General features: G+C 71.5%; 23 protein-coding genes. 8 read left to right on the forward strand and 15 right to left on the reverse strand.

What is annotated here, in order from left to right:
• Window positions 1–10: 10 nt before the first annotated feature.
• Together purH and purN are read right to left on the reverse strand one after the other, a co-directional pair.
• A complete protein-coding gene (gene purH / locus RM555_RS05480) occupies window positions 11–1,582 on the reverse strand; it encodes a bifunctional phosphoribosylaminoimidazolecarboxamide formyltransferase/IMP cyclohydrolase (RefSeq protein WP_311410742.1) in 1,572 nt (523 codons plus the stop codon).
• Window positions 1,579–2,199, reverse strand: coding sequence for a phosphoribosylglycinamide formyltransferase (purN, locus tag RM555_RS05485; protein WP_311410743.1), 621 nt, complete (start codon window positions 2,197–2,199; stop codon window positions 1,579–1,581). Before purN ends, purH begins: the two co-directional genes overlap by 4 nt.
• A gap of 181 nt (window positions 2,200–2,380) precedes the next feature.
• Between purN and RM555_RS05490 the strand changes: the two genes are divergently transcribed.
• Together RM555_RS05490 and RM555_RS05495 are read left to right on the forward strand one after the other, a co-directional pair.
• Window positions 2,381–2,680, forward strand: coding sequence for a CD225/dispanin family protein (locus RM555_RS05490; RefSeq protein ID WP_311410744.1), 300 nt, complete (start codon window positions 2,381–2,383; stop codon window positions 2,678–2,680).
• Window positions 2,681–2,700: 20 nt separating this feature from the next.
• Window positions 2,701–3,315: a DUF4190 domain-containing protein gene (locus tag RM555_RS05495; RefSeq protein WP_311410745.1), complete on the forward strand. Its 615-nt coding sequence runs from the start codon at window positions 2,701–2,703 to the stop codon at window positions 3,313–3,315.
• Between the two features lie 61 nt (window positions 3,316–3,376).
• Here the strand turns inward: RM555_RS05495 and RM555_RS05500 are convergent, their stop codons facing one another.
• Window positions 3,377–4,651: a cell division protein PerM gene (locus RM555_RS05500; protein ID WP_311410746.1), complete on the reverse strand. Its 1,275-nt coding sequence runs from the start codon at window positions 4,649–4,651 to the stop codon at window positions 3,377–3,379.
• 159 nt (window positions 4,652–4,810) lie between these two features.
• Here RM555_RS05500 and RM555_RS05505 point away from each other — a divergent pair, with 159 nt between their 5' ends.
• Window positions 4,811–5,077 carry a DUF4190 domain-containing protein gene (locus RM555_RS05505; protein ID WP_132230991.1) on the forward strand — a complete coding sequence of 89 codons (267 nt, stop codon included), beginning with the start codon at window positions 4,811–4,813 and terminating at the stop codon, window positions 5,075–5,077.
• A 93-nt stretch (window positions 5,078–5,170) separates the two neighbouring features.
• Here the strand turns inward: RM555_RS05505 and sucD are convergent, their stop codons facing one another.
• The 3 genes from sucD to RM555_RS05520 form a co-directional block, all read right to left on the reverse strand.
• Window positions 5,171–6,058, reverse strand: a complete 888-nt coding sequence (gene sucD / locus RM555_RS05510; protein WP_132230990.1) for a succinate--CoA ligase subunit alpha — start codon at window positions 6,056–6,058, stop codon at window positions 5,171–5,173.
• A gap of 2 nt (window positions 6,059–6,060) precedes the next feature.
• Window positions 6,061–7,239 carry an ADP-forming succinate--CoA ligase subunit beta gene (sucC, locus tag RM555_RS05515; protein WP_311410747.1) on the reverse strand — a complete coding sequence of 393 codons (1,179 nt, stop codon included), beginning with the start codon at window positions 7,237–7,239 and terminating at the stop codon, window positions 6,061–6,063.
• A 436-nt stretch (window positions 7,240–7,675) separates the two neighbouring features.
• A complete protein-coding gene (locus RM555_RS05520; RefSeq protein WP_132230988.1) occupies window positions 7,676–8,080 on the reverse strand; it encodes a cobalamin B12-binding domain-containing protein in 405 nt (134 codons plus the stop codon).
• A 428-nt stretch (window positions 8,081–8,508) separates the two neighbouring features.
• Here RM555_RS05520 and RM555_RS05525 point away from each other — a divergent pair, with 428 nt between their 5' ends.
• Window positions 8,509–9,225 (forward strand): M23 family metallopeptidase, encoded by a 717-nt coding sequence (locus tag RM555_RS05525; RefSeq protein ID WP_311410748.1) that lies wholly within the window; start codon window positions 8,509–8,511, stop codon window positions 9,223–9,225.
• Between the two features lie 274 nt (window positions 9,226–9,499).
• Complete coding sequence (locus RM555_RS05530; protein ID WP_311410749.1) at window positions 9,500–10,270, forward strand: M23 family metallopeptidase; 771 nt, start codon at window positions 9,500–9,502, stop codon at window positions 10,268–10,270.
• Window positions 10,271–10,328: 58 nt separating this feature from the next.
• Here RM555_RS05530 and pcrA read toward each other — a convergent pair whose 3' ends face one another.
• Entirely contained in the window at window positions 10,329–12,734 is a 2,406-nt protein-coding gene (gene pcrA, locus RM555_RS05535) for a DNA helicase PcrA (protein WP_311410750.1), read from the reverse strand.
• Window positions 12,735–12,957: 223 nt separating this feature from the next.
• Here pcrA and RM555_RS05540 point away from each other — a divergent pair, with 223 nt between their 5' ends.
• Together RM555_RS05540 and RM555_RS05545 are read left to right on the forward strand one after the other, a co-directional pair.
• A complete protein-coding gene (locus tag RM555_RS05540) occupies window positions 12,958–14,808 on the forward strand; it encodes a bifunctional metallophosphatase/5'-nucleotidase (protein WP_311410751.1) in 1,851 nt (616 codons plus the stop codon).
• A 269-nt stretch (window positions 14,809–15,077) separates the two neighbouring features.
• Window positions 15,078–15,470 (forward strand): chorismate mutase, encoded by a 393-nt coding sequence (locus RM555_RS05545; protein ID WP_311410752.1) that lies wholly within the window; start codon window positions 15,078–15,080, stop codon window positions 15,468–15,470.
• 136 nt (window positions 15,471–15,606) lie between these two features.
• On the opposite strand, the gene RM555_RS05550 is transcribed toward RM555_RS05545, so the two are convergent.
• From RM555_RS05550 to RM555_RS05570, 5 genes are all read right to left on the reverse strand, one after another.
• Window positions 15,607–16,620: an ABC transporter ATP-binding protein gene (locus RM555_RS05550; RefSeq protein ID WP_132230982.1), complete on the reverse strand. Its 1,014-nt coding sequence runs from the start codon at window positions 16,618–16,620 to the stop codon at window positions 15,607–15,609.
• Window positions 16,613–17,635, reverse strand: a complete 1,023-nt coding sequence (locus tag RM555_RS05555) for an ABC transporter ATP-binding protein (RefSeq protein WP_311410866.1) — start codon at window positions 17,633–17,635, stop codon at window positions 16,613–16,615. Before RM555_RS05555 ends, RM555_RS05550 begins: the two co-directional genes overlap by 8 nt.
• Before the next feature lie 26 nt (window positions 17,636–17,661).
• Window positions 17,662–18,639: an ABC transporter permease gene (locus RM555_RS05560; RefSeq protein ID WP_311410753.1), complete on the reverse strand. Its 978-nt coding sequence runs from the start codon at window positions 18,637–18,639 to the stop codon at window positions 17,662–17,664.
• Window positions 18,632–19,558 carry an ABC transporter permease gene (locus RM555_RS05565; protein WP_311410754.1) on the reverse strand — a complete coding sequence of 309 codons (927 nt, stop codon included), beginning with the start codon at window positions 19,556–19,558 and terminating at the stop codon, window positions 18,632–18,634. The genes RM555_RS05560 and RM555_RS05565 overlap by 8 nt, the downstream gene beginning before the upstream one ends.
• A gap of 148 nt (window positions 19,559–19,706) precedes the next feature.
• On the reverse strand, window positions 19,707–21,350 hold the full coding sequence (locus tag RM555_RS05570) for a peptide ABC transporter substrate-binding protein (protein WP_132230979.1): 1,644 nt from the start codon (window positions 21,348–21,350) through the stop codon (window positions 19,707–19,709).
• A 351-nt stretch (window positions 21,351–21,701) separates the two neighbouring features.
• Between RM555_RS05570 and RM555_RS05575 the strand changes: the two genes are divergently transcribed.
• Window positions 21,702–21,971, forward strand: coding sequence for a PIG-L deacetylase family protein (locus tag RM555_RS05575; protein ID WP_311410867.1), 270 nt, complete (start codon window positions 21,702–21,704; stop codon window positions 21,969–21,971).
• Window positions 21,972–22,135: 164 nt separating this feature from the next.
• On the opposite strand, the gene RM555_RS05580 is transcribed toward RM555_RS05575, so the two are convergent.
• The 3 genes from RM555_RS05580 to RM555_RS05590 all read right to left on the reverse strand — a co-directional run bounded on the left by RM555_RS05580 (window position 22,136) and on the right by RM555_RS05590 (window position 25,438).
• Window positions 22,136–23,296, reverse strand: a complete 1,161-nt coding sequence (locus RM555_RS05580) for a Cys-Gln thioester bond-forming surface protein (RefSeq protein WP_311410755.1) — start codon at window positions 23,294–23,296, stop codon at window positions 22,136–22,138.
• A gap of 190 nt (window positions 23,297–23,486) precedes the next feature.
• Window positions 23,487–24,173, reverse strand: a complete 687-nt coding sequence (locus RM555_RS05585) for a response regulator transcription factor (RefSeq protein WP_311410756.1) — start codon at window positions 24,171–24,173, stop codon at window positions 23,487–23,489.
• The gene (locus RM555_RS05590) at window positions 24,173–25,438 is read right to left on the reverse strand and encodes a PspC domain-containing protein (protein WP_311410757.1); all 1,266 of its coding nucleotides are present in this window, start codon (window positions 25,436–25,438) and stop codon (window positions 24,173–24,175) included. The genes RM555_RS05585 and RM555_RS05590 overlap by 1 nt, the downstream gene beginning before the upstream one ends.
• Window positions 25,439–25,581 lie beyond the last annotated feature (143 nt).

A 25,581-nucleotide genomic window follows, 5' to 3' on the forward strand; every position in this document is an offset into this window, starting at 1 on the left:
CCCCGGGAGGTCAGTGGAAGAAGTGGCGGGTGGAGGTCAGGTACATGGTGACGCCGGCCTGCTTGGCGGCGGCGATGACCTCCTCGTCGCGGATCGAGCCGCCCGGCTGCACGATCGCGCGGACGCCGGCGTCGATGAGGATCTGCGGGCCGTCGGCGAAGGGGAAGAAGGCGTCCGAGGCGCAGACCGCGCCCCGGGCCCGGTCCGCTCCGGCCCGGCTGACCGCGAGCTGCGCCGAGTCGACCCGGTTGACCTGGCCCATCCCGACGCCGACCGTCGCGCCGTCGGAGGCCAGCAGGATCGCGTTGCTCTTCACCGCGCGTACCGCCCGCCAGGCGAAGGCCAGGTCGCGCAGGGTCGCCTCGTCCGCCGGCTCGCCGGTGGCCAGCCGCCAGTTGGCCGGGTCGTCGCCCTCGGCGTCGATCCGGTCGGCCATCTGCACCAGTACGCCGCCGGTGACCTGCCGCCACTCGGCCGGCAGCGGGGCGTAGGCCGGCGCGTGCAGCAGCCGGATGTTCTTCTTCGCCTGGAGGACCTCCACCGCGCCCTCGTCGAAGCCGGGCGCCACCAGCACCTCGGTGAAGATCTCCGACACCTGCCGGGCCAGCTCGACCGAGACCGGCCGGTTGACCGCGATCACCCCGCCGTACGCGGACACCGGGTCGCAGGCGTGCGCCTTGCGGTGCGCCTCGGCCACGTCGGCGCCGACCGCGATGCCGCACGGGTTGGCGTGCTTGATGATCGCCACCGCCGGCTGGTCGGCGAAGTCGTTGGCCGCCCGCCACGCCGCGTCCGCGTCGACGTAGTTGTTGTAGGACATCTCCTTGCCGTGCAGCTGCTCGGCCTGGGCGAGCCCGGCCGGGCTGGACGGGTCGACGTAGAGCGCGGCCGGCTGGTGCGGGTTCTCGCCGTAGCGCAGCACCGCCTGCCGGCGCAGCGACAGCCCGGCGAAGTCCGGCCAGCCGTCCTCCTCGGGCGCCAGCGTGGCGGCGCACCACTCGGCCACCGCCACGTCGTACTCGGCGATGACGGCGAAGGCACGGGCGGCCAGCACGCGCCGCTGGGCCAGCGTGAAGCCGCCCTCGCCGAGCGCGGCGAGCAGGGCCGGGTACGCGGCCGGGTCGGTCACCACGGCGACCGAGGCGTGGTTCTTGGCGGCCGCCCGGACCATCGCCGGGCCGCCGATGTCGATCTGCTCGACGCACTCCTCGACGCCCGCGCCGGAGGCGACAGTGGCCTGGAACGGGTAGAGGTTGGACACCAGCAGGTCGACACCGGCGATGCCGTGCTCGTCGAGCTGGGCGACGTGGGAGTCCTTGCGCAGGTCGGCGAGGAGTCCGCCGTGCACCTTCGGGTGTAGCGTCTTGACCCGCCCGTCGAGGATCTCCGGGAAGCCCGTCACCGTCTCCACCGGGGTCACCGGCACCCCCGCGCCGGCGATGGCCGAGGCCGTGCTGCCGGTCGAGACGAGCTCCACCCCGGCCGTGTGCAGCGCCCGGGCCAGCTCGACCAGGCCGGTCTTGTCGTAGACGCTGACCAGCGCCCGCCTGATCGGGCGGCGTTCGTCCTGAGTGGAACTCACGGGACCGTGACCTTTCTTCCGGTGATCGTCCAACCTTCGCGGACCAGGCGGCCCACCTGCTCGACGAGCTGGCGCCGCTCGGCTTCCTTGATGCGCTCGGTGAGCGTCTCGACGTCGTCGTCGTCGTGCACCGGCACGGCGACCTGCGCGACGATCGGGCCGGTGTCCATGCCGGCGTCGACGAAGAAGAGCGTGGCCCCGGTGACCTTCACGCCGTAGGCGAGGGCGTCGCGCGGGCCGTGGATGCCGGGGAACGCCGGCAGCAGCGTGTTGTGCGTGTTCAGGTAGCGGTCGCCGAAGGCGGCCAGGAAGCGCGGGCCGACCAGCTTGAGGAAGCCGGCGGAGACGACCAGGTCGGGCCGGTGCTCGGCGACGCGCGCGGTCAGCGCGGCGTCCCAGTCCTCGCGGCCGGGGTGGTCGGCGACCCGCTCGACGAAGGTCGGCACACCTGCCGCGCCGGCCCGGTCCAGACCCGCGATGCCGTCGCGGTCGGCGCCGACGGCCACCACCCGGGCCCCGTACGCCGGATCGGCGCTCGCATCGAGCAGGGCCTGGAGGTTGCTCCCGGAGCCGGAGACGAGGACGACGATGCGGGCGACGGGCGCGGGCTCGGTCACCGGGCCACCCTATCGGGCCTGCCGCCGCTTCCATCCGCTGGGCATTGCGACATTCACCGACGACGCGAATGGTCCGGACCAGGTACGCTGCCGGTCGCTCGGGCCCGGCGCGCGTCGGCCCGCACCCGTCAGTGATCCGACGCCCCGCGGGGGTGTCGAGTGGAATGAGGAGTACGCCGAAATGCAGCCCGGATACCAGCCGCAGCAGCCGCAGGTCAACAACAACATGACGATGTCGATCGTCGCCATCTTCCTCTTCTGGCCGCTGGCCATCCCGGCGATCATCAACGCCTCCAAGGTGAACCCGCTGCTCCAGCAGGGCGACTACGCCGGGGCCCAGGCCGCCGCCGCCGAGTCGAAGAAGTGGTCCAAGTGGGCGCTCATCGTCGGCATCAGCTGGTACGTGATCGTGCTGGTGTGCTGCCTGCTCGGTGGGCTCGCCGGTGTGGTGGGCGGCGGCAGCTCCACCAGCAGCTACTGACAGATCGGACGAGGAGTCGCATGCAGCCCGGTTACCCCGGACAGGATCCGTACGGCCAGCAGCCGCACCACGATCCGACCGCCCCGCCGCCCCACGACCCGTACGCCCCGCCGCCGGCGGCGCCGTACGGTCAGCAGCCCGTCTCCGGGCAGCCGAACGACCCGTACGCCGCGCCGCAGGATCCGTATGGCCAGCAGAACCCGTACGGCCAGCAGGACCCCTACGGGCAGCCGCCCACCTCGGGCCAGCCCTACGGGCATCCGGCGCCGGGTCAGCCGTACGGGCAGCAGCCGTACCAGGACCCGTACGGCCAGCAGGGGTACCCGCAGCCGCCCATGTACCCCAACGCGGGGTTCGCCGCGAAGGGGCCGGGGCAGCAGCAGAACACCCTCGGTCTGGTGTCCATGATCCTCGGCATCGCCTCGATCCCGCTGGTCTGCTGCTACCTCGGCATCCCGCTGGGCATCGGTGCGCTGGTGACCGGGTGGATGGGCAAGCAGAAGGCCGCCCAGGGGCTGGCCGACAACAACGGTCAGGCCCTCGCCGGCCTGATCTGCGGCGCCATCGGCGTCGTGCTCGGCCTGCTCCAGATCGTCTTCCTGGGCTTCAGTCTGACGCTGCCCAACCAGCCCTGACCGTCATGCGACAGGGGCGTCCCGGCCCGTCCGGGGCGCCCCTTCGGCGTCTTCCGGCCCCTCAGTGGGGCGCGCGGGACAGCACCCGGGTCGCGGCGGCGCCGATCAGCGCCCCGACCGCGACGACCCCGGTCGCCACCGCCGCCACCTGCCAGGCGACGGGCCCCACCTGGACCAGCCGGCCGCCACCGAGCGATCCGGCGGAGGCCGCCGCGGCGGCGCCCAGCAGCAGGCCGGCCACCGGGCCGGCGAGCGCTGCCGCCCCGAGCAGCGGCCCCCAGCGCAGCGGTGCCCGGTCGTCGGCGGCGTGTCGGAGCAGCCGGCGGGCCAGCAGCCAGCCCGCGGCCATCCCGGCGAGGACCGGCACCGCGAGCAGCCCGGCGCCGAGCCCGTCGACCGGCCCGCGCGGCAGCCCGGCCAGCAGCGGTACGGCCGGCAGCGCCCCCACGGAGACCTCGCTGGTGCGTACCGCCGTGTCGGTGCCGACGGCGAAACCCGGGCCGAGCAGGTAGCTGACCGACCAGACCGTGGCGTTGGGCGCGTAGGCGAGGCTGACCAGCGTGATCCCGGCCTGGCCGGCGACCCCGGTGCGGTAGGCCCCGATCAGGTCGGCGGCGTCCCCGCCCCCGGTGGCCACGGCGAGCCCCGCCGCGCCGGCCCCCGCGCCGAACAGCAGCAGGCCGGCGACGAGCCCGGTGCGGATCCCGTCGCGCAGCGCCTCCGGGGACCGCGCGGCGAGCAGGCCGGCGACGCGCGTGGTCCGGGCCGAGCCCACCAGGGCCCCGAGCGTGCCGAGCACCACGAGGGTCAGCCCGGCACGCACCGGTGACGCGCCGGCCAGCACCGCGGCGAGCACCCCGAGCAGCGCGTACGCGACGCCGACCGCACCGGCGGCGAGGAGCGCCTGCCGGGGTGACCGGCCGCCCCGCGCGCCGATGGCCCGGCTGGCGTGCACGCCCGCCCGGGTCAGCCGCCAGACGACCAGGGCGGTCAGCGCCAGCGGGGCCAGCCCGAGCGGGCCGGCGGCGGTGTCCAGCGGCACGCCGTGCCCGAGCAGCCAGCCGGCCAGCCCGGCGCGCAGCGCGCCCGGCACGGAGGCGGCACCCTCGCTGAGCTGGAAGAGCCAGAGCACGACCACGACCGGCAGCCAGGAGGTGAGCGCCGCCCACCCGGCGGCGACCCCGGCGGCGACGGCGAGCGGGGCGCGGCTGCGGCGCGGCTCGCCGGCGCGCGGCGCGGGCACCCGCCGGCTCCGCCCGACGGGCGCGGCCGGCCGGGTGCCGGGGCCGACGTCGGCGCCGGGACGGCTGGGCTGATCAGGGGTGACGGAGGACATCGCGTCTACTCTGGCATGCCGGGCCGGCGGTGGCAGTCCGATACCGCCCCGCAGCGGCGACGAGTTCCGTGATCCACCATCTCGGGCCCCCGATCCGGTCTAGCCTCGGGCGCAGGGACGCGACCGCAGGGTCGCGGCACCGACGTCCTGAGGAGAGCCGTGAACACTCCGTATCCGCCGCCTCCGCCGGCGCCGTCCGCGGCCGGTCGCGACCGCACGACACTGTGGGGCGTGCTCGGCATCATCCTCGGCCTGCTCTGCTGCGGCATCCTGGGGATCGTCTTCGGTTACCTGTCGATCCGGGACGCCAAGCGCTTCGGCCAGTCGCCCGTGCTCGGCTACCTGGCGATCGCGTTCGGCGTGCTCAACATCATCGGCAGCGGTGTCCTCTGGGCCGGCGGCAACTACCCGCTCTACAACGACTGAGGCCACCCGCGCCACGGCGACCGGGGCCGCCGCGTCACGACGGCGGAGGGCCGACCGCGAACGGTCGGCCCTCCGGTCGTACGTCGGTCGGGCTCAGCCCGCGGACATGATCTCCCGCATGAGCTTGGCGGTCTCGGTCGGGGTCTTGCCGACCTTGACGCCGACCGCCTCCAGCGCGTCCTTCTTGGCCTCGGCGGTGCCCGCCGAGCCGGAGATGATCGCACCGGCGTGGCCCATGGTCTTGCCGGGCGGCGCGGTGAAGCCGGCGATGTAGCCGACCACCGGCTTGGTCACGTTCGCCTTGATGAACTCGGCGGCCCGCTCCTCGGCGTCGCCACCGATCTCACCGATCATGACGATCGCGTCGGTCTCCGGGTCGGCCTCGAACGCGGCGAGCGCGTCGATGTGGGTGGTGCCGATGATCGGGTCACCGCCGATGCCGACGCAGGTCGAGAAGCCGATGTCACGCAGCTCGTACATCATCTGGTAGGTCAGCGTGCCGCTCTTGCTGACCAGGCCGATGCGGCCGGTGCCGGTGATGTCGGCCGGGATGATGCCGGCGTTGGAGGCGCCCGGCGAGGCGATGCCCGGGCAGTTCGGACCGATGATCCGGGTCCGCTCCCCCTTGGCGACGTTGTACGCCCAGAACGCGGCGGTGTCGTGCACCGGCACGCCCTCGGTGATCACCACGGCCAGGTCGATCCCGGCGTCGATCGCCTCGACGACCGCGCCCTTGGTGAACTGCGGCGGTACGAAGATCACGGTCACGTCCGCACCGGTCTGCGCCATCGCGTCCGCGACGCTGGCGAAGACCGGCAGCTCGGTGCCGTCGAAGTCGACCGTCTGGCCCGCCTTGCGCGGGTTGACGCCGCCGACGACGTTGGTGCCCGCGGCGAGCATCCGCCGGGTGTGCTTGGAACCCTCGGAACCGGTCATCCCCTGGACGATGACCTTCGAGTCCTTGGTCAGCCAGATAGCCATTGTCAGACCCCCGCAGCCGCCAGCTCGGCGGCCCGCTCGGCCGCGCCATCCATCGTGTCGACCCGCTGGACCAGCGGGTTGTTCGCGCCGTCGAGGATCGCCCGGCCGGCCTCGGCGTTGTTGCCGTCGAGGCGGACGACCAGCGGCTTGGTGACCTGCTCGCCGCGCTGCTCGAGCAGGGCCAGCGCCTGCACGATGCCGTTGGCGACCTCGTCGCAGGCGGTGATGCCGCCGAAGACGTTGACGAAGACGCTCTTCACCGACGGGTCGGACAGGACGATCTCCAGCCCGTTCGCCATCACGGCGGCGCTCGCGCCACCGCCGATGTCGAGGAAGTTGGCCGGCTTGACGCCGCCGTGCCGCTCACCGGCGTACGCGACCACGTCGAGGGTCGACATGACCAGGCCGGCGCCGTTGCCGATGATCCCGACCTCGCCGTCGAGCTTGACGTAGTTGAGGTCCTTCTCCTTGGCGGCCTGCTCCAGCGGGTCCACCGCGGCCTGGTCGACCAGCGCCTCGTGGTCCGGGTGCCGGAACCCGGCGTTCTCGTCGAGGGTGACCTTGGCGTCGAGCAGCAGCAGCCTGCCCTCGCCGGTCTTGGCCAGCGGGTTCACCTCGACCAGCGTGGCGTCCTCGGCGACGAAGGCCTTCCACAGCCCCACGGCGGCCTCGACGACCTGGTCGGCGACCTCGGCCGGGAAGTTGGCGGCGGTGACGATCTCGCGCGCCTTCGCCTCGTCGACGCCGGTGTTGGCGTCGATCGGGGCCTTGACGACCTTCTCCGGGGTCTCGGCGGCGACCTGCTCGATGTCCATGCCGCCGGCGACGCTGGCGATGCAGAGGAAGGTGCGGTTCGCCCGGTCGAGCAGGTAGGAGAAGTAGTACTCCTCGGCCACGTCCGCGGTCACCGTGATCATGACCTTGTGGACGGTGTGGCCCTTGATGTCCATGCCCAGGATGTCGGTGGCGCGGGCCACCGTCTCCTCGGCGCCCTCGGCCAGCTTCACGCCGCCGGCCTTGCCTCGGCCACCGACCTTCACCTGCGCCTTGACGACCACCCGACCGCCGAGGCGTTCGGCGATCGCGCGGGCCTCCTCCGGGGTCGTGGCGACGCCGCCGGCGAGCACGGGCAAGCCGTGCCGCTCGAACAGGTCCCGCCCCTGGTACTCGTACAGGTCCACGTTTGCGCGTCCCGTCCCGTCTCCGCGGCGCGCCGTCGCGCCGCCACCAGCGTTATGGAAAACAGTTTGACGCCTGTCATCACTCGAAACAGGCCATTGGGCGCAGCCTAGCGAGGTGGACACCGCCGGCAACCGAGCGGGTGCACGTTGTGTGGTAATGCACAATCGGCGGCTTCCCGCGGCCTTTCCGCGACTTCGGCCCGATGTCAGCCGTCCGGGCGATGTTGCCGGGGGCGCGTAACCCGTCCGTGGGGGCGTCGTTGAGTCAGGTGTCGGAGCGCTGATGCAGCGCGGCGACGGGAGCGGCCGATGCCCTGTCGGTCGAGGGGTGGCGGCGGGGCATCGTGCATAGAGGGGCCGGACGTGTGAGGGGTGCGTCCGGCCCCTCCCCCTGTCCGGATTCGGCCGCCGAGCGGCCCCGAGCCCGCGACCGCCGTCAGGCGACCGGCTGGGCGACGTTCTGCCGGACCCACTCGACGATCGACTGGGTCGTCGCGCCCGGCGTGAAGATCTTGGCGACCCCGAGCCGCTGGAGCTCCGGGATGTCGGCGTCGGGAATGATGCCGCCGCCGAACACGACGATGTCGCGGGCGTCGCGCTCACCGAGCAGCTCCACCACCCGCCGGAACAGCGTCATGTGCGCCCCGGACAGCACGGAGAGCCCGACCGCGTCGGCGTCCTCCTGGATCGCGGTCTCCACGATCTGCTCCGGGGTCTGGTGCAGGCCGGTGTAGATGACCTCCATGCCGGCGTCCCGCAGGGCACGCGCGACGACCTTTGCACCACGGTCGTGGCCGTCCAGGCCCGGCTTGGCGACGACGACCCGTACACGAGAGCTCATCAGCGCATCCCTTTCACCGGCTCCGCGGCTTCACTGAACGAACGGTAACCCGCCCGACCCTGCCCGGGAAATCCGGGCGGCGAACCTCACGCGCGAACCCGGCCGGACTCCCGTCGGTGCCGGTACGGCGGACCGCGCCAGCCCTCGTCGTCAAGCCGGACGACTCCGCCGTTCGGTCACCCTGCGCGACGAACGGGCAGTTAAGGGGGCACCGTTCGAGGGGTACGACCCATGACAATCACGGACGGAAAGGGACAGAACGCGGTAGCAGTTCGGCGCTTCGGCTTGTGACGGGCCTGGTGGTTGGCTAACGTGTCCACGGTTGTCATCAGGTCCACGGACGGGTGACGACGCGGCCAGCCGGCGTTCACCCGAGCTTCACGGGCGTCGAGGAAGCCGCTTCGGATCCCCGACAACGGAGGGTGTGCGTGCGCCAGCGCCTGTCGTCTGAGCCCGATCGATATCGCGGTCGCCGCCGCGTACCCACCCCCCCGCGTAGCCGCTACGCAGCGGTGGTCACCACCGCGTTCGTCGGCGCCGGCATCGTCGCGATCGGCGCCGGCGCCCTGCCGGACGCCAAGAGCGTCAGCCCGTCGGTCCTCGACGAGCTCAAGGCCGCCTCGACCGTCAACCAGGACGCCGCGGCCCGTGGCGACAACGCCGACCGCGCCAGCCGCGACAGCGACCGCGCCGGAGGCACCGAGTCCGCCGAGCCCGAGGTCTGGCTGCTCCCCCTCCAGGGCTACGAGTTCAACTCGCCCTACGGCATGCGCTGGGGCAAGCTGCACACCGGCGTGGACCTGGTCGCCCCCGAGGGCACCCCCTACGTCGCCATCCACGGCGGCACCGTCACCAAGGCAGGCTGGTTCGGCGGCTACGGCCACACCGTGATCGTCCAGCACGCCGACGGCAGCGAGGCGATCTACGGCCACTCCTCGGCGCTGAGCGTCAAGGAGGGCCAGCAGGTGAAGGCGGGCGACCAGCTCGGCCTCGTGGGCAACACCGGCCACTCCTACGGCTCCCACCTGCACCTGGAGGTGCATGTCAAGGGCGAGCCGCTCGACCCGGTGCCGTGGCTCAAGGAGCGCGGAGTGGACATCAAGCTACAAGTCGAGGCGTACTACAGCGAGGTAGCCGCGTCCTGACGCTGCGCATCGCCCGTCAACCGCCCGGATCTACCGATCCGGGCGGTTTTTCGTGTGCCACCGGAGTCGAAAGTGAGCCGGGCCACAGGAGCGACTGTGACCGGCGCCATCTCCACACATGATCACTTTTACGGTCGAACAACCCCGAACGGGGACGCAAGGGGCGGACGAGACCGTCGCCGGTCCGCCCGGACCCCGTCCCACTACCCGTCACGCCGCGTGTCGACACCAGTATTTCGAGGTCAAGTGCCCCCTCGATCAGTGAAGGTCCGCCGTGCAGGAAGACATTCGGAACGAGAACACCCCCGACGCCCCCGTCCGGCCCCGGAGGCGGATCGGCGGCCGCACCCGCGTGATCATCGCCGCGGCGGCCCTGACCGGCCTCGGCCTCGGCGGCGCCGCCTTCGCGGCCACCGGGAACGACGAGCCCTCCGTCCCGGCCGCCGCCGTGGACGCGCAGGCCCGCGCGGAGGCCGCCGACCGCGCCGACCGCTCCGCCCGCGAGACGATCGCCCCGGCCACCCCGTCGGCGAGCCCGACGCCCAGCCCGGCGAAGGCCAGCCCGGCGGCGAAGCCCAGCCCGAAGGCGACCGCCGCCAAGCCGAAGCCGAAGCCGAAGCCGAAGAAGACCAGCAAGCCGAAGCCCAGTTGGGTCATCCCGATGAAGGGAGCGGCGATCACCTCCTGCTACGGCCCACGCTGGGGCACCCAGCACGCCGGCATCGACTTCGCGCTGCCCGCCGGCACCCCGGTCCGCGCGGCCTTCGGCGGCACCGTCACCAAGGCCGGCGACGTCGGCGACGGGTACGGCATCTCCGTCTTCGTCGACCACGGCAACGGCTACCTGACCCACTACGCCCACCTGAGCACCGCCAAGGTGGGCGTGGGCGACAAGGTCGCCGCCGGGGAGACCATCGGCCTGGAGGGCTCCACCGGCGACTCCACCGGCCCGCACCTGCACTTCGAGGTACACCAGGGTCAGATGTGGAACCAGATCGACCCCGCGCCGTTCCTGCGCGCCCGGGGCATCGACGTGGCCTGCTGACCCGCACCGACCGGTACGGCCCGGTCCGGCGTGCTGCCGGGCCGGGCCGCGCCGCCGCTCAGAGCTTGTCGATCGGGGCGTGCCGGAGCACCAGCCACATCGTCTGGTCGCCGAAGTCGATCTGCGCCCGCGCTCCCGGGCCGTGCCCCTCGACGGCGAGCACCCGGCCCAGGCCGTAGCGCTGGTGGTTGACCCGGTCGCCGGCGGACACCTTCGGCCCCTGCGGCAGCTCGCTCGCCGTGGTCAGGCGGCTCGCGTCGACCCCCAGCCGCTTCGCCAGCTGCGCCGCCTTGGGCGTGCCGCCGTTGAAGGCCCCACGCCCGCCGGACACCCGGTCCGCGCGGCCACCCACGCCGCCGCCCCCGCCGGCCCACGAGGTGTACGACCCCTCGGTGCGCTCCCAGCGGACCAGCTCCGGCGGCAGCTCCTCCAGGAACCGCGACGGCGGGTTGTAGGCCGGCTGCCCCCACGCCGAGCGGGTGACCGCCCGGGAAAGGTGGAGACGCTGGCGGGCCCGGGTGATGCCCACGTACGCCAGGCGACGCTCCTCCTCCAGCTCCCGGGTGTCGCCCAGCGAGCGCAGGTGCGGGAAGACGCCGTCCTCCAGGCCCGTCAGGAAGACCACCGGGAACTCCAGGCCCTTCGCGGTGTGTAGCGTCATCAGGGTGACCACGCCCTGGTGGTCGGGGTCGTCAGTGGGCACCTGGTCGGCGTCGGCGACCAGCGCGACCTGCTCCAGGAAACCGGCCAGGGTGGCCCGCTCGCCCTCCTCGCCGACCGCCTCGATCCGCTCGGTGTACTCCCGGGCGACGCTGACCAGCTCCTGGAGGTTGTCGACGCGCCCCGCGTCCTGCGGGTCGAGGCTCTCCTCCAGCTCGGTGAGGTAGCCCGAGCGGGTCAGCAGCGCCTCCAGCACCTCCTCCGGGGCACCCGTCTCGGCCAGCTCGCGGGCGCCGTCGAGCAGGGCGACGAAGTCGCCGATGCCGTTGGCCGCCCGGCTGGAGATGCCCGGGGCGTCCTTCGCCCGCCGCAGCGCCGCCCCGAAGGAGATCCGGTCCCGGCTGGACAGCGCCTCCACGCACGCCTCGGCCCGGTCGCCGATGCCCCGGCGCGGGGTGTTGAGGATCCGGCGCAGGCTGACCGTGTCGTCGTCGTTGACCACCGCGCGCAGGTAGGCCAGCGCGTCGCGGACCTCCTTGCGCTCGTAGAAGCGCACCCCGCCGACCACCTTGTAGGGCAGACCGACGCGGATGAACACCTCCTCGAAGACCCGGGACTGGGCGTTGGTGCGGTAGAAGACGGCCACGTCGCCGGGACGGGTCTCGTCGGCGTCGACCAGCCGGTCGATCTCGCGGGCCACCCAGTCGGCCTCGGCGTGCTCGGTGTCGGCCACGTAGCCGACGATCGGCTCACCGGCGCCCGCCTCGCTCCACAGCCGCTTCGGCTTGCGCGAGGTGTTCCGGTCGATCACCGCGTTGGCCGCGTTGAGGATGGTCTGGGTGGAGCGGTAGTTCTGCTCCAGCAGGATCGTCCGGGCGTCGCTGAAGTCGCGCTCGAACTCCAGGATGTTGCGGATCGTGGCGCCCCGGAACGCGTAGATCGACTGGTCGGCGTCACCGACCACGCAGAGCTCCGCCGGCTCGATCCCCTCCGTGCCGGAGACCAGCTCCTTGATCAGCGTGTACTGGGCGTGGTTGGTGTCCTGGTATTCGTCGACCAGCACGTGCCGGAACCGCCGGCGGTAGCTCTCCGCGACGTGCGGGTGGGACTGGAGCAGGTGCACCGTCGTCATGATCAGGTCGTCGAAGTCCAGCGCGTGCGCCTCGCGCAGCCGGCGCTGGTAGAGCGTGTAGGCCTCCGCCAGCGCCCGCTCGTTGGGGCCCTTGGCACGGCCCGCGAACGCCTCGGGGTCGACCAGCTCGTTCTTCAGGTTGGAGACCTGGGCGGCCAACCCGCGCGCCGGGTAGCGCTTCGGGTCGAGGTCCAGCTCCCTGGCGACCATCTGCATCAGCCGGCGGGAGTCGTCGGCGTCGTAGATCGAGAAGGTGGACTTCAGCCCGGCATGCTCGTGCTCGGCGCGCAGGATGCGCACGCACGCGGAGTGGAACGTCGACACCCACATCAGCCGGGCGCGGGGACCCACCAGGTGGGCCACCCGCTCCTTCATCTCGCCGGCGGCCTTGTTGGTGAAGGTGATCGCGATGATCTCGCCGGGGTGCACGTCCCGGGCGGCCAGCAGGTAGGCGATCCGGTGGGTGAGCACCCGGGTCTTGCCCGAGCCGGCACCGGCCACGATCAGCAGCGGCGAGCCGGCGTGGGTGACGGCGTCGCGCTGCGGCCCGTTCAGGCCCTCGACCAGGGCCTGCGGATCGAGATGGACGGCCGCCGGCCTGGGCCGGTGCGGCGAGGCCGGGGCGGACGCCGGCGCGGGCGGGGACGCGGGGATGTCGAAGAGAGGATGCATCGCACGGCGAGTCTATGCCGCCGGACGGACACTTCCCCCGCCGCGCACCGTCGAGATGTAAGGAAGGGCCCCTTCCTAACGCTAAGCGTTAGGAAGGGGCCCTTCCTTACATCCAGGTCGAGACGAAGATGTCACCCTGTCGTGTCTGGTGCCGCCGTCCCCCGTGCAGAACGATGACGGTGAAAATCCGGCTCCTCCCCCGTACACGACTGGGAGAACGACCATGACTCAGCCGCGTTCGCGCGGTCGGGCGGCGCTGCGCCACCTCGCCGCGCCCACCCTCGCGTTGGCCGTCGTCGCCACGCTGACCACCGCTTCCCGGCCCGCGCCGGCCCCCGCCGACGACCAGCAGGCCGGCCTCACCCCCGTCTCGGTCTCCTACGCCGTCCCCAGCGGCGGGGAGGTCAAGGGCAACTTCCTGAGCTACAACGACTTCCACGGCGCCATCGACCCGCCCGGCGGCAGCGGCGCGGCGGTCAACGGCACGCCCGCCGGCGGCGTGGAGTACCTCGCCACCTGGCTGAAGAAGCTGCGCGCCGAGGCCAGGGCCGAGGGGCGCGCCACGACCACCGTCGGGGCCGGCGACCTGATCGGCGCCACCCCGCTCGTCAGCGCCGCCTTCCACGACGAGCCGACCATCGAGCTGATGGACGAGATCGGCCTGGACGTCAGCTCCGTCGGCAACCACGAGTTCGACGAGGGCGTCGACGAGCTGATCCGGATCAACAAGGGCGGCTGCCACCCCGTCGACGGCTGCCAGGACGGGGACGGCTTCGCCGGCGCGAAGTTCACCTACCTGGCCGCCAACACGGTCAGCCGCAAGACCGGCCTGCCGATCCTGCCCCCGGTCGACGTGAAGTTCGTCGGCGGAGTGCCCGTCGGCTTCGTCGGCGTGACCCTGGAGGGCACCCCGGGCATCGTCAACCCGGCCGGCATCGCCTCCGTGCGCTTCACCGACGAGGTGCAGACCGCCAACAAGTGGGCCGGCGTGCTCAAGCTCTTCGGCGTCAAGGCGATGGTGCTGCTCGTGCACGAGGGCGGCGCCCAGTCGCCGCCGCCGGCCACCCCGGGCGTCTCGGACTGCGCCAACTTCTCCGGCCCGATCGTGGACATCGTCAAGGGCCTGCGGCCGGAGTTCGGGCTGGTCGTCTCCGGCCACACCCACCGCTTCTACTCCTGCTCCCTGCCGAACTCCTCGGGTGCCCACAGCGTGGTCACCAGCGCCGGCAACAACGGCCAGCTGATCACGGACGTGGACTACTCGCTGGACCGGCGTACCGGCCGGTTCACCGGGATCTCCGCCCGCAACGTGGTGGTCGAGAACGGCGTACGCAACCCGGACGGCAGCTGGCGGGAGAGCGCGCCGGGCACGTACGTGCGCAACCCCGACCTGGTGGACCCGGGCGCGAAGGCACTGGCCGACAAGTACCGGGCGGCCGTCGCGCCCATCGCCAACCGGGTGGTGGGCCGGATCTCGGCCGACATCGTCCGCGAAGTCCGGCCGAACGGGGAGAGCCCGCTCGGTGACGTGATCGCCGACGCGCAGCTCGCGTACACCCGCTCCAGCGGGGCACAGATCGCGCTGATGAACCCGGGCGGCGTCCGGGCGTCCCTGTCGTACGCGGCCTCCCCCGGCGACGAGGACCCTGGCGAGATCACCTACGGCGAGGCGTTCACCGTCCAGCCGTTCAACAACCTGGTGGTCACCCAGACGCTCACCGGCGCGCAGCTGCGCAACGTGCTCGAGCAGCAGTTCGTCGGCTTCAACGGGCAGACCACCCAGCGCATCCTCCAGGTCTCCGCCGGGCTGACGTACTCCTACGACAGCACCGCCCCGGCAGGCTCCCGGGTCAGCGCCCTGACGTTCGACGGCGCCCCGGTCGACCCGGCCGCCAGCTACCGGGTCACCACGAACGACTTCCTGGCCAACGGCGGGGACGGCTTCACCGAGCTGCGGGCCGGCACGGACCGGGCCACCGCCCCCGGCTTCGACGTCGACGCGCTGATCGTCTACCTGGGCGCCGGCGAGCCCGTCGCTCCCGGACCCGCGAACCGGATCACCCGCCTCGGCTGAGGCGGGGGCGGTCCCGGCGTCAGGACGGCACCGGGATCGCCCGTCCGGGCACGGGTCGCGCCGAATCCTTGCGCCGGCCGGTCCGAGGTCGGCATACTCGACGACATGTTCGGGCAGCGCTTCTACTTTTACTACGGCACCGGGAGTCCGGCAGCCGTAGGTCGCGCCTGATCGATCAGACCTACGAGAAAGCCCCGGGCTCCTGGAGCCCGGGGCTTTCTTCCGTCCCGGGATCCGGGCACCGGGCACCTGACGGCGAGGGGTACCCGATGATGACAGACGTGGTGGAGTCCAGCGGCAGCGTGACGCGACCCGAGGCGGGCCGGCCCGGCCCCGGTGTCCCCAGCTTCCCGGCCGACGTGCCGGGCGGTGACGACGGCGCGAAGCCGGCGGCGGGAACCGGCACCCCGGAGCCGGCCGCCGCCGCCCGGATCGTCGAGATCCGGGAGCGGATCGACGAGATCGACCGGGCGCTGATCGAGCTGTGGCAGGAACGGGCCCGACTCTCCCAGGAGGTCGGCGTGACGAGGATGGCCTCCGGCGGCACCCGGCTGGTGCTGTCCCGGGAACGGGCGATCCTGGAGCGTTTCCGGGTCGCGCTGGGCGCCGACGGCACGCAACTCGCGCTGCTGCTGCTCCGCGCCGGCCGCGGCCCTCTGTGAGGCGTACGCCGGCAACGGTCCCCCGCGCGGTCCACGCCCGGCACCGGCCCCCTGCGCGGGCGGGGGCCGGGCCGGGCGGAAACGACGGAACCGCCTGCCGTCGTCGCGATGACGTCGGCAGGCGGCTCCGTGGGGGTCACGCCTCGTGCGTCTGCACGATCTCGCGCTTCTCCGCGAAGTGGCAGGCGCTCGGGTGGTCCGAGCCCGAGCGGATCTCCAGCAGCGGGACCTGCTCGGCGCAGACGTCCTGCGCCTTCCAGCACCGGGTCCGGAACCGGCAGCCCGACGGCGGGCTGACCGGCGACGGTACGTCACCGGTGAGGCGGATGATCGCCTTGTTGTCCCGCACGGTCGGGTCCGGCACCGGCACGGCCGAGAGCAGCGCCTGGGTGTACGGGTGGGTCGGCCGCTCGTAGATCTCGTCCTCGGTGCCGATCTCGGCGATCTTGCCGAGGTACATCACCGCGACCCGGTCCGACAGGTGCCGGACCACCGACAGGTCGTGCGCGATGAAGATGTACGACAGGCCGAGCTCGCCCTGGAGCTTCTCCAGCAGGTTCATCACCTGGGCCTGGATCGACACGTCCAGGGCGCTGACCGGCTCGTCGCAGACGATGATCTCGGGCCGCAGCGCGAGCGCCCGCGCGATGCCGATGCGCTGCCGCTGACCGCCGGAGAACTGGTGCGGGTACCGGTGGATGTGCTCCGGGTTGAGGCCCACCAGGTCGAGCAGTTCCCTGACCTTCTCCCGGCGGCTGCCCTTCGGCGCCACCTCCGGGTGGATCTCGAACGGCTCGCCGATCAGGTCGCCGACCGTCATCCGCGGGTTCAGCGAGGTGTACGGGTCCTGCATCACCAGCTGGATCTGCCGACGCAGCCGACGCAGCGCCGGGCCGGAGAACTTCGAGATGTCCTGGCCCTTGTAGTGGACGCTGCCACCCGTCGGCTTCTCCAGGTTCATCAGGACCCGGGCCAGCGTCGACTTGCCGCAGCCCGACTCGCCGACCACACCCAGGGTCTCGCCGGCCTTGAGCTCGAAGGAGACCCCGTCGACCGCCTTGACGTGACCGATGGTCTTCTTGAACACCACGCCCCGGGTCACGGGATAGTGCTTGACCAGGTCACGGACCTCGAGGATGTTCTCAGTCACGGTTCACCAGCTCCTCGGCGAAGTGGCAGGCGCTGGCCCGGCCGGCGCCGACCTGCAGCAGCGGCGGGACCTTCTCCCGGCAGACCGGCTGCGCCATGGGGCAGCGCGGGTTGAACGGGCAGCCCGGCGGGATGTTCATGAGGTTCGGCGGGAGACCCTTGATCGTCCGGAGCTCCTGCCCCTTCTCGTCGAGCCGCGGGATCGAGTTGATCAGGCCGATCGTGTACGGGTGCGCCGGCTTGGCGTACAGGTCGTAGACGTTGGCTTCCTCGACGATCCGGCCCGCGTACATCACCGCGATCCGGTCCGCGACGTCGGCGACCACGCCGAGGTCGTGGGTGATCAGGATCATGCCCATCTGCCGCTCGCGCTGGAGTTCGGCGAGCAGGTCCATGATCTGCGCCTGCACCGTCACGTCGAGCGCGGTGGTCGGCTCGTCCGCGATCAGCACCTCCGGGTCCAGGGCGAGCGACATCGCGATCATCGCGCGCTGCCGCATGCCGCCCGAGAACTGGTGCGGGTAGCTGCTGAACCGGCCCTTGGCGTTCGGGATCTTGACCTGGTCGAGCATCTCGATCGCGCGCTTCTTGGCGTCGGAGCGGCTCATCCCGCGCCGCACCCGGAACTGCTCGGCGATCTGGAACCCGACGGTGAAGACCGGGTTCAGCGCCGAGAGCGCGTCCTGGAAGATCATCGCGATGCCCTCGCCGCGGATGCGGCGCCGCTCCTCGAAGGACATGCCGAGCATGTCCTTGCCCTGGAAGCGGACCTGACCGCCGGTGACGAAGCCGGGCGGCGTGTCGAGGATGCCCATGATGGTCTGCGCGGTGACGCTCTTACCGGAGCCGGACTCGCCGAGCACGGCGAGGGTCTCCCCCGCGTCGACGTGGTACGTGACCCCGTTGATGACCTTGGCGACGCCGTCCCGGGTGCGGAACTCCACCCGGAGGTCGTCCACCTCGAGCAACCTGCCCGAGGGGCGGCCGGACGCGCCGGCCGCGGACTGCTCGGACACCAGAATGTCGGACAACTGAATCTCCCCTAGCGGAGTTTCGGATCGAGGGCCTCGCGGACCGCCTCACCGAGCATCACGAAGCTCAGTACGGCGGCGACGAGGAACGCGGCGGGGAAGAAGAGCAGGTAGGGCGCGACGCGGAGGAGGTTCTGCGCCTCGTTGATCATGATGCCCCAGGAGACCACCGGGCTCTTCAGGCCGACGCCCAGGAAGGACAGCGTCGCCTCGGCGCCGATGTACGAGCCGACCAGGATCGTCCCGTAGACCAGCAGCGGCGCGAGGCAGTTCGGCAGCAGGTGCTTGAGGATGATCCGGCCGGTGCCGGCGCCCAACGCGCGGGCGGCGACGATGTAGTCCGCCTCCTTGGTGGCCAGCACCGAGGAGCGCATCAGCCGCATCACGACCGGCCAGCCCAGCACGATCAGCGAGATGCTCACCAGCGCCATGATCTCGGCCTTGCTGTTGCTCGTGCCCGACCCGTTGAAGGTCGTCAGGATGACGATGGCACCCAGCACGAACGGCAGCCCGAAGAAGACGTCGGCGATGCGGGAGAGCAGTGCGTCCACCCAGCCGCCCCGGTAGCCCGCCACGATGCCCATCGCGCCGCCGAAGAGCAGCACGCCGAGCACGGAGAGCAGGGAGACCACGATCGACGCGCGGGCGCCGTAGATCACCCGGGCGAAGACGTCCCGGCCCTGGAAGTCGTAGCCGAACCAGGCGTCCGACGACGGGCCGACGAGGCTGTTCTGCAGGTTGCCGTTCTCCGGGTCGCCGGAGGTGAACAGCGAGGGGAAGGCGGTCATCAGCATGAAGAGGACGATGAACCCTGCGGAGATCCAGAACAGCGGCTTGCGGCGCAGGTCACGCCAGGCGTCGCCGAGCAGACCGCGCGGCTTCTCCTTGCGGGCGTTCTCCGGCAGGCCCGCGTTGCTCGGCGCGCCGATCTCGTCGGGGGCGTGCGCGGGCGGGGTGCTGACGATCGAGGCGGCACTCGGGTCACTCATAGCGGATCCTCGGGTCCAGGGCGGCGTAGAGCAGGTCGACCAGCAGGTTCATCAGCAGGTAGACGAGCACCAGGACCACCACGATGGAGACAACGGTAGCGCTCTCCTTGGTGATGATCGCGCGGTAGACCTGTCGGCCGATTCCGTTGATCTGGAAGATGCCCTCGGTGACGATCGCGCCGCCCATCAGGGCGCCGAGGTCGGTCCCGAGCAGCGTGACCACCGGGATGAGCGAGTTGCGCAGCAGGTGGATCCCGACCACCCGGCGCATCGGCAGACCCTTGGCGATCGCCGTACGCACGTAGTCGGCCCGCCGGTTCTCCGCGATGCTCGTGCGGGCCAACCGGGCGATGTACGCCATCGAGGCGCTGCCGAGCACGAAGCCGGGCACGATCAGCTCGGAGAGCCGCATCTCGCTGGAGACCGTCGGCTTGACGATGCCCCACTGCACGCCGAGCAGCCACTGGGCCACGAAGCCGATGACGAAGATCGGCAGCGCGATCAGGAAGAGGCTGGAGACCAGGACCAGGTTGTCCAGGAAGCCGTTGCGGCGCAGGCCCGTCAGCACGCCCGCGGTGAGGCCGATGACCGCCTCGATGGCCAGCGCCACCAGGGCCAGCTTCAGGGTGTTCGGGTACGCGGTGGCGATGATGTCACCGATCTCCCGGCCACCGAACGTCTGCCCGAAGTCACCCTGGAAGAGGTTCTTCATGTAGTTGCCGTACTGCACGATGAGCGGCTCGTCGAGCTTGAACTTGTCGGTCATCATGTTGACGAAGCTGTCGGGGCAGGGACGCTCGCCACACTTGCCCGCGAACGGGTCACCGGGCACCGACCACACGAGCCAGTAGATCAGGAACGTCGTCCCGATGAAGACCGGGATGAGTTGGAGCAGCCGTCTCAACAGATAACGGCCCATGGGGTGGTCCTCCAGACAGGGGGCGCGCGTCGGACGGCCGACACGGGGATGACAGACGTGGCGAGGCGGCGTGGTGACACCACCTCACGGAACGGCCCGGGTCGGGCTCACCGGTAGGTGAGCCCGACCCGGGGTCAGACCGTTCGGATCAGAGCTCGACCGAGGTGAGGTCGAGTTCACCGACGTTGGAGAGCTCGATCTTCTTGATCTTCTCCGAGTGGCCGGACTGCTGACCACCGAAGTAGACCGGGATCGAGGGAACGTCCTGGTCGATGAGGGCGACAGCCTCGGCGTACTTGGCGTGCGACGCCTCCAGGCTCGGCGCGGAGGCGGCTTCCTTGGCCAGCGCGTCGACCTGCGGGTTGCTGTACTTGCCGTCGTTCGAGGAACCGCCGGTCACGTAGAGCGGGCCGACCCAGTTCTCCACGTCCGGGTAGTCCTGCTGCCAGCCGGCGCGGTACATGCCGGTCATCTTGCCGGCGTTGATGTTCTGGCGGAACACCGCGAAGGTCGGCACGCCCTCGGCGCGAGCGTTGATGCCGAGGTTCGTCTTGACCTGCTGCGCGACGGCCTCCATCCACTCCTTGTGGCTGGCGTCGGCGTTGTAGAACATGACCAGCTCACCGGTGAAGCCACCGGCCTCGGCGAGGAGCTTCTTGGCCTCGTCGACGTTGAACTGGCAGGCGGTGCAGTTGCCGGCCTTGGCGCCCGGGGTCAGCGGGTTGGCCCAGCTGTCGGCCGGCTTGCGCGAACCGAAGAAGATCTTGTCGCTGATCTCCTGGCGGTTGATCGACATCGAGATCGCGCGACGCAGCTTCGGGTTCTGGAAGCGCTTGTCGTAGATCGGGAAGGCGATGATGCCGGTCGACGGGGTGGTGGAGGAGATCGCCCGCTCGCCCAGGTCGTTCTTCCACTTGTCGCCCGCGATGGCGGAGACCGGAACCTGCTGCTGGAAGTCCAGGTTGCCGGCGAGCAGGTCGTTGTACGCCGCCGTGTCGTCCTGGTACAGCTTGATGTTGACGTCCTTGATCTTCATCTTGTCGTTCAAGGAGTAGTCATCGAAGCGCGTCAGCTTGATCTGGACGTCGTCTTCCCACGACACGAACTTGATCGGGCCGTTGCCGATCGGCTTCTTGCCGAACGCCTCGGCGCCCTGGGTGAAGAACGCGTCCGGCAGCGGCATGAAGGTGCTGTAGCCGAGCTTGGTCGGGAACACCGCGGTCGGCGCGGCCAGGGTGACCTCGAAGGTCCAGTCGTCGACGACCTTCAGGCCGGACATCTCCTTGGCGGCGGGCTCGGGGGCCTTCTTCGGGCCCTCGGCGCCGTCCGGGTCCTCGGTGTGGACCTGGTCGAAGCCCTGGATGTCGGCGAAGAAGCTGCCGTTCTGCGCGCCGTTGGGCGAGTAGGCGCCCCAGTTCCAGGCGTCCACGAAGTTCTTGGCCTTGACGACGGTGCCGTCGTGGAACTTCGTGTCCTTCTTGATCTTGATCGTGTAGACCTTGGAGTCGGACGTCTCGATCGACTCGGCGACCGCGTTACGCGGCGCGCTGCCGTCGTTCGGGTACTCGACCAGACCGGTCCAGATCCAGTCGATGATCGCCCCACCACCGGTCTCGGTGGTGTTCGACGGGACCAGGCCGACCTCCGGCTGAGTGCCGTCGATGGTGATCGCGCCGTCGCTGCTGGCGCCGGCGTCGCCACCGTCGCTGTCGCTGCTCGAGCAGCCGGACGCGACGAGCGCGAATGCCGCGCCCAGCGCGACCGCGCTACTTGCCCGCTTCGAGACTCTCATTCCGAGGGGCCTCCTCTTTCTGAACCTGGATCCGTCGTGGGTTTCACGCACGTATGGGGGGTGACACGTCCGGCGCCCGCAGTGCGGGAGCCGGTTTCACCGCAGTGAATTCGGGACAAGAATGATGTACCGATCCGCCGGGCCACCTCGCCCGTCGCGCTCGGCACCGCGCACACGAGACCACCACGGAGCACCGTCAACAGGCGGGTCCATGGTCGTCAGGCCGTACGGAGTGCCTCACATGAGGGGTGAGGTGCTGCCACTGTGACACCCACCGGCCCGTTCCGTGAAGGTGCCGTTATCAAGCCGTTAGTTGGTCGCCACGTTGCCGATACCCGAAAAAAGATCATGATGTACGCGGGTCGTACCGCTCTGAGCAGGAAAGACACGGTTCGGAGGGGGTCTGCCCCCGGCGTGGGGTCGGCGGCTGTGAGCTTCCCCGCGTCCGCTCCGGCGCTGCCCGACGTCGGCCGGGCGTTGGCCGTTTTTGCCCATCCGGACGATGCCGGCTTCGGCTGTGCGGGCACCATCGCCACCTGGGTGGCCGAGGGTGCCGACGCTTCGTACCTGCTCGTCACCCGGGCGACTCCGGAGGGTGCGGAGGCACCCGCGCCAAGGTGAGCCGGCCGCGGGGAGGAGCAGCGGGCGACGTACGACAGGGCGGGTTCCGCGACGGGCGCCCACCCATGCCCGAGGCGTGCACCGGCGGGCCCCCGGGGGCGAACGACTCCGGCCCCGGCACCGCGCGGGGCGGTACCGGGGCCGGGGCCGTTGAGCGGCGTCGATCAGGCCGTGAAGCGCAGCTTGCGACGACGGAACAGCAGCACGGCGACCGCGCCGGCGGCCAGCAGCGCCACGCCGGCGGCGATCGCGGCGGCGATCGGGGAGCCGGTCAACGGCAGGTCACCGCCGCTGCTCGCGGGCGAGGTCGACGGGGCCGGGCTGTCGACCGGGGCGCTGGGCGACGGCGACTCCGCCGGGGCGCTGGGCGACGGCGACTCCGCCGGCGCGCTCGGCGACGGCGACTCGGCCGGAGCGGCGGCGAAGGCGGCCTCGGCCTTGGCGCTCACGGTGGCGCCGGTGCTGCCACCGAGGATCAGCTTCTGCGCGGCACGCTGGCCGGTGAAGAGGAACACCCGGCCGAAGGAGACCGAGTCCTGGGCGGAAACGGTCACCTTCACCTCGCCGGCGCCGTCCGCGGCAAGCCAGAACTGGCCGCCGTTGGTGGTCTTGGTGACCGGCTTGCCCTCGGCGTCGACCGCCGAGCCGCCGTCGACCGCGACGGTGATCTCGCCCGCCGGGCCCTTGACGGTGAACGGGCCGGCCTTCTCGCCCACGGTGGCCTTGGCGCTGGCCGGGTCGACGCTCAGCTCGGCCTTCGGCTCGGGCTGGTCGGTGGCGTTGGCGACCAGGTAGTCGTGGACCTTCTTGACCACGTCGTACTGCTTCTTGCCGAGCAGCTTCGGGTCGTCGACCCAGTCACCCAGCTTGACGCCGTCGCTGAAGTTCCAGATGGCGGTCTGGGTGCCGAAGTAGAGCAGCTTGTCGGCGTCGGCCTTCGCCGGGGCGGTGGCGCCCGCGGCGGCCAGCAGCTTGGCGGCGTCGGCGTTCGGGTAGCCGTGGGTCAGCACCCACTGCACCTTGCCGAGGTTCTTCACCTGGGACTCGTCCCAGGTGCCCTCCTTGTACTTGCCGTCGATCGCCACGTTGGTGTGGTAGTCGATGCAGAAGGCGGGGACGAGCTTTCCGTCGATCTTGAGTGCCAGGGCACCGGTGCTCTTCGGCTGCCCGTTGAGCACGAGCGTGACGTTGCTGCCCTTGACCGACTTGGCGACGCCGGTCTTGTCGGCGGCGGCGGCCGGCGCCACCGCGCCGATTGCCAGCGCGCCGCCGGCGACGGTCGCCAGGGCGATCCGCGCCCAGCGCCGTCCTCGTTGTCCGAACATCAGATTCGTGCACCTCTCCCCAGGGGTGACCCGCGCACGGCGGGTTGCGTGAAGCCGCCGTTCCCGCGGGATGTGCACCACCCGCACGCGAGAACGCGACGGGGCATTATGTGACGGGAGTTGATCGCTTGTCAGCCCCTGTGGGCCGCATTCGTCGGTTCCGTCCCATATGACGGGGAAAAGAATTGGATCACACCAGCCGGCGGTCGGCCGCCCAGCGGGACAACTCGTACCTGTTGGACATCTGGAGCTTGCGAAGCACGTTCGACACGTGCGTCTCCACCGTCTTGATGGAGATGTAGAGCTCCTTGGCGATCTCCTTGTAGGCGTACCCCCGGGCGAGCAGCCGCAGCACCTCGCGCTCGCGGTTGGTGAGCTGGTCCAGCTCCGGGTCGGCCACCGGGGCGTCGGGACGGGCCGCGAACGCGTCCAGCACGAACCCCGCCAACCGGGGGCTGAACACGGCGTCGCCGTCGGCCACCCGGCGGACCGCGGCGGCCAGCTCCTCCGGGGAGATCGTCTTCGTGACGTAGCCCCGCGCGCCGGCCCGGATCAGCCCGATCACGTCCTCCGCCGCGTCCGAGACGCTCAGCGCCAGGAACTTGACCTGCGGGTGGGTACGCCGCATCGCCTCCAGCACCGCCCGGCCGCCGCCGTCGGGCATGTGCACGTCGAGCAGCACCACGTCGGGCAGCGTGGCGGCGATCCGGGTGACCGCCTCCGCGACGGTGCTCGCCTCGCCCACCACCTCGACGTGCGCGCCCAGCTCGGCGCGGACCCCCGCGCGGAACATGGCGTGGTCGTCGACGAGGAAGACCCGCAGCCGCTCGGCGCGGGCAGCCGCCCCCTCGACCGGTTCCATCGACTGCTCGGTCATCACTTGTCCCTCTCCGCCGTTGCCGGGTCGCGGGTGATCGGCAGGATCAACCGGACCTCGGTCCCTTCCCCCGGCTCGGAGCGGATCTCCGCCCGGCCGCCGTGCCGCTTCATCCGCCCGATGATCGAGCCCCGGACCCCGTGCCGGTGATCCTCCACCGTATCCGGGTCGAAGCCCTTCCCCCGGTCCCGCACGAAGACGCTGACCTGATCCGGCTCGACCTCGGCGTAGAGCGAGACGGTCTGCACCCCGGCGTGCCGGGCGGCGTTCACCAGCGCCTCGCGGGCGGCCGCCACCAGCGCGCCGACCCGCTCGTCGGTCTCCCGGTCGCCGACCACCACCGCCTCCACCGTGATCGCGAACGTGTCCTCGACCTCGGCGGCGGCCTGCTCCAGGGCGGCCGCGAGCCGCTCGGTGGGCGAGCCGGTGGGCTTGTAGAGCCAGTTGCGCAGCGAGCGTTCCTGCCCCCGGGCGAGCCGCTGGACGGTCTTCACGTCGCTCGCGTTGCGCTGGATCAGGGCCAGGGTGTGCAGCACCTGGTCGTGCACCATGGCGGCCAGCTCGGCCCGTTCCTGCTCCCGGATGCGCCCCTCGCGCTCCGACCGGAGCTGGTTGTACGTCCGCCACAGCACCGGCGCGGCCACCACGCCGACCCCGGCGAGCCCGACCAGGGCGAAGATCACGCCGTTGAGCACGGCGTCGAAGTTCTGCGCCGGGGAGTACACCGCGGCGACGCCGATGATGCCCACCGCGACCAGCACCCCGCCGCCGATGAACCGGAGCACGAAGGCCCGCCGGTCGCTCTCCTCCACCACCGCGCCCAGCCAGGGCACCGGCATGGAGTCGCCCCACTGCCGCCGCCGCTCCGGGGCCGACTGGTGCCAGATCACCCCGGCGCCGACCGCGATGATCGCGACCAGCCAGCCGGCGGTGCCGGCCGCCCCGACCGAGTCGAAGACCATCACCTGCACCAGCAGCACGCCGAGGCCGATCGCCACGAACGGCAGCAGCTGGGCGACGTCCCTGCGGGCCGGCACGGCGGTGTCGCCCGGGCGCAGCGGCACGACCGCCCAGAAGGCCGCGTAGAGCAGCAGGCCGAGCCCGCTCAGCCCCAGCAGCACCATGAAGGCGACCCGTACCCGCAGCACCGAGATGCCGAGGTGGTCGGCGATGCCGGCGGCCACCCCCGCGGCCATCCGGTGCTCGGGGGCGCGGTAGAGGCGGGGTGGCTGGGTCACGGCGCTGATCGGAGACTCCCTGGTCACGGCGGGCACGGAGCGGGCGACGGTCCGTCGCCGGCGTCGGATCGATCGTCACACGACGCACCGGGGCCCGACCACGGGGACGCCCCCGACATTCGGGCCGCCGGGATCTCAGGGTGGTGTCAGGGTCGGGTCCTGAGGCCGTC

Source organism: Micromonospora reichwaldensis, from assembly GCF_031845925.1.
Taxonomy (GTDB): Bacteria; Actinomycetota; Actinomycetes; order Mycobacteriales; family Micromonosporaceae; genus Micromonospora; species Micromonospora reichwaldensis.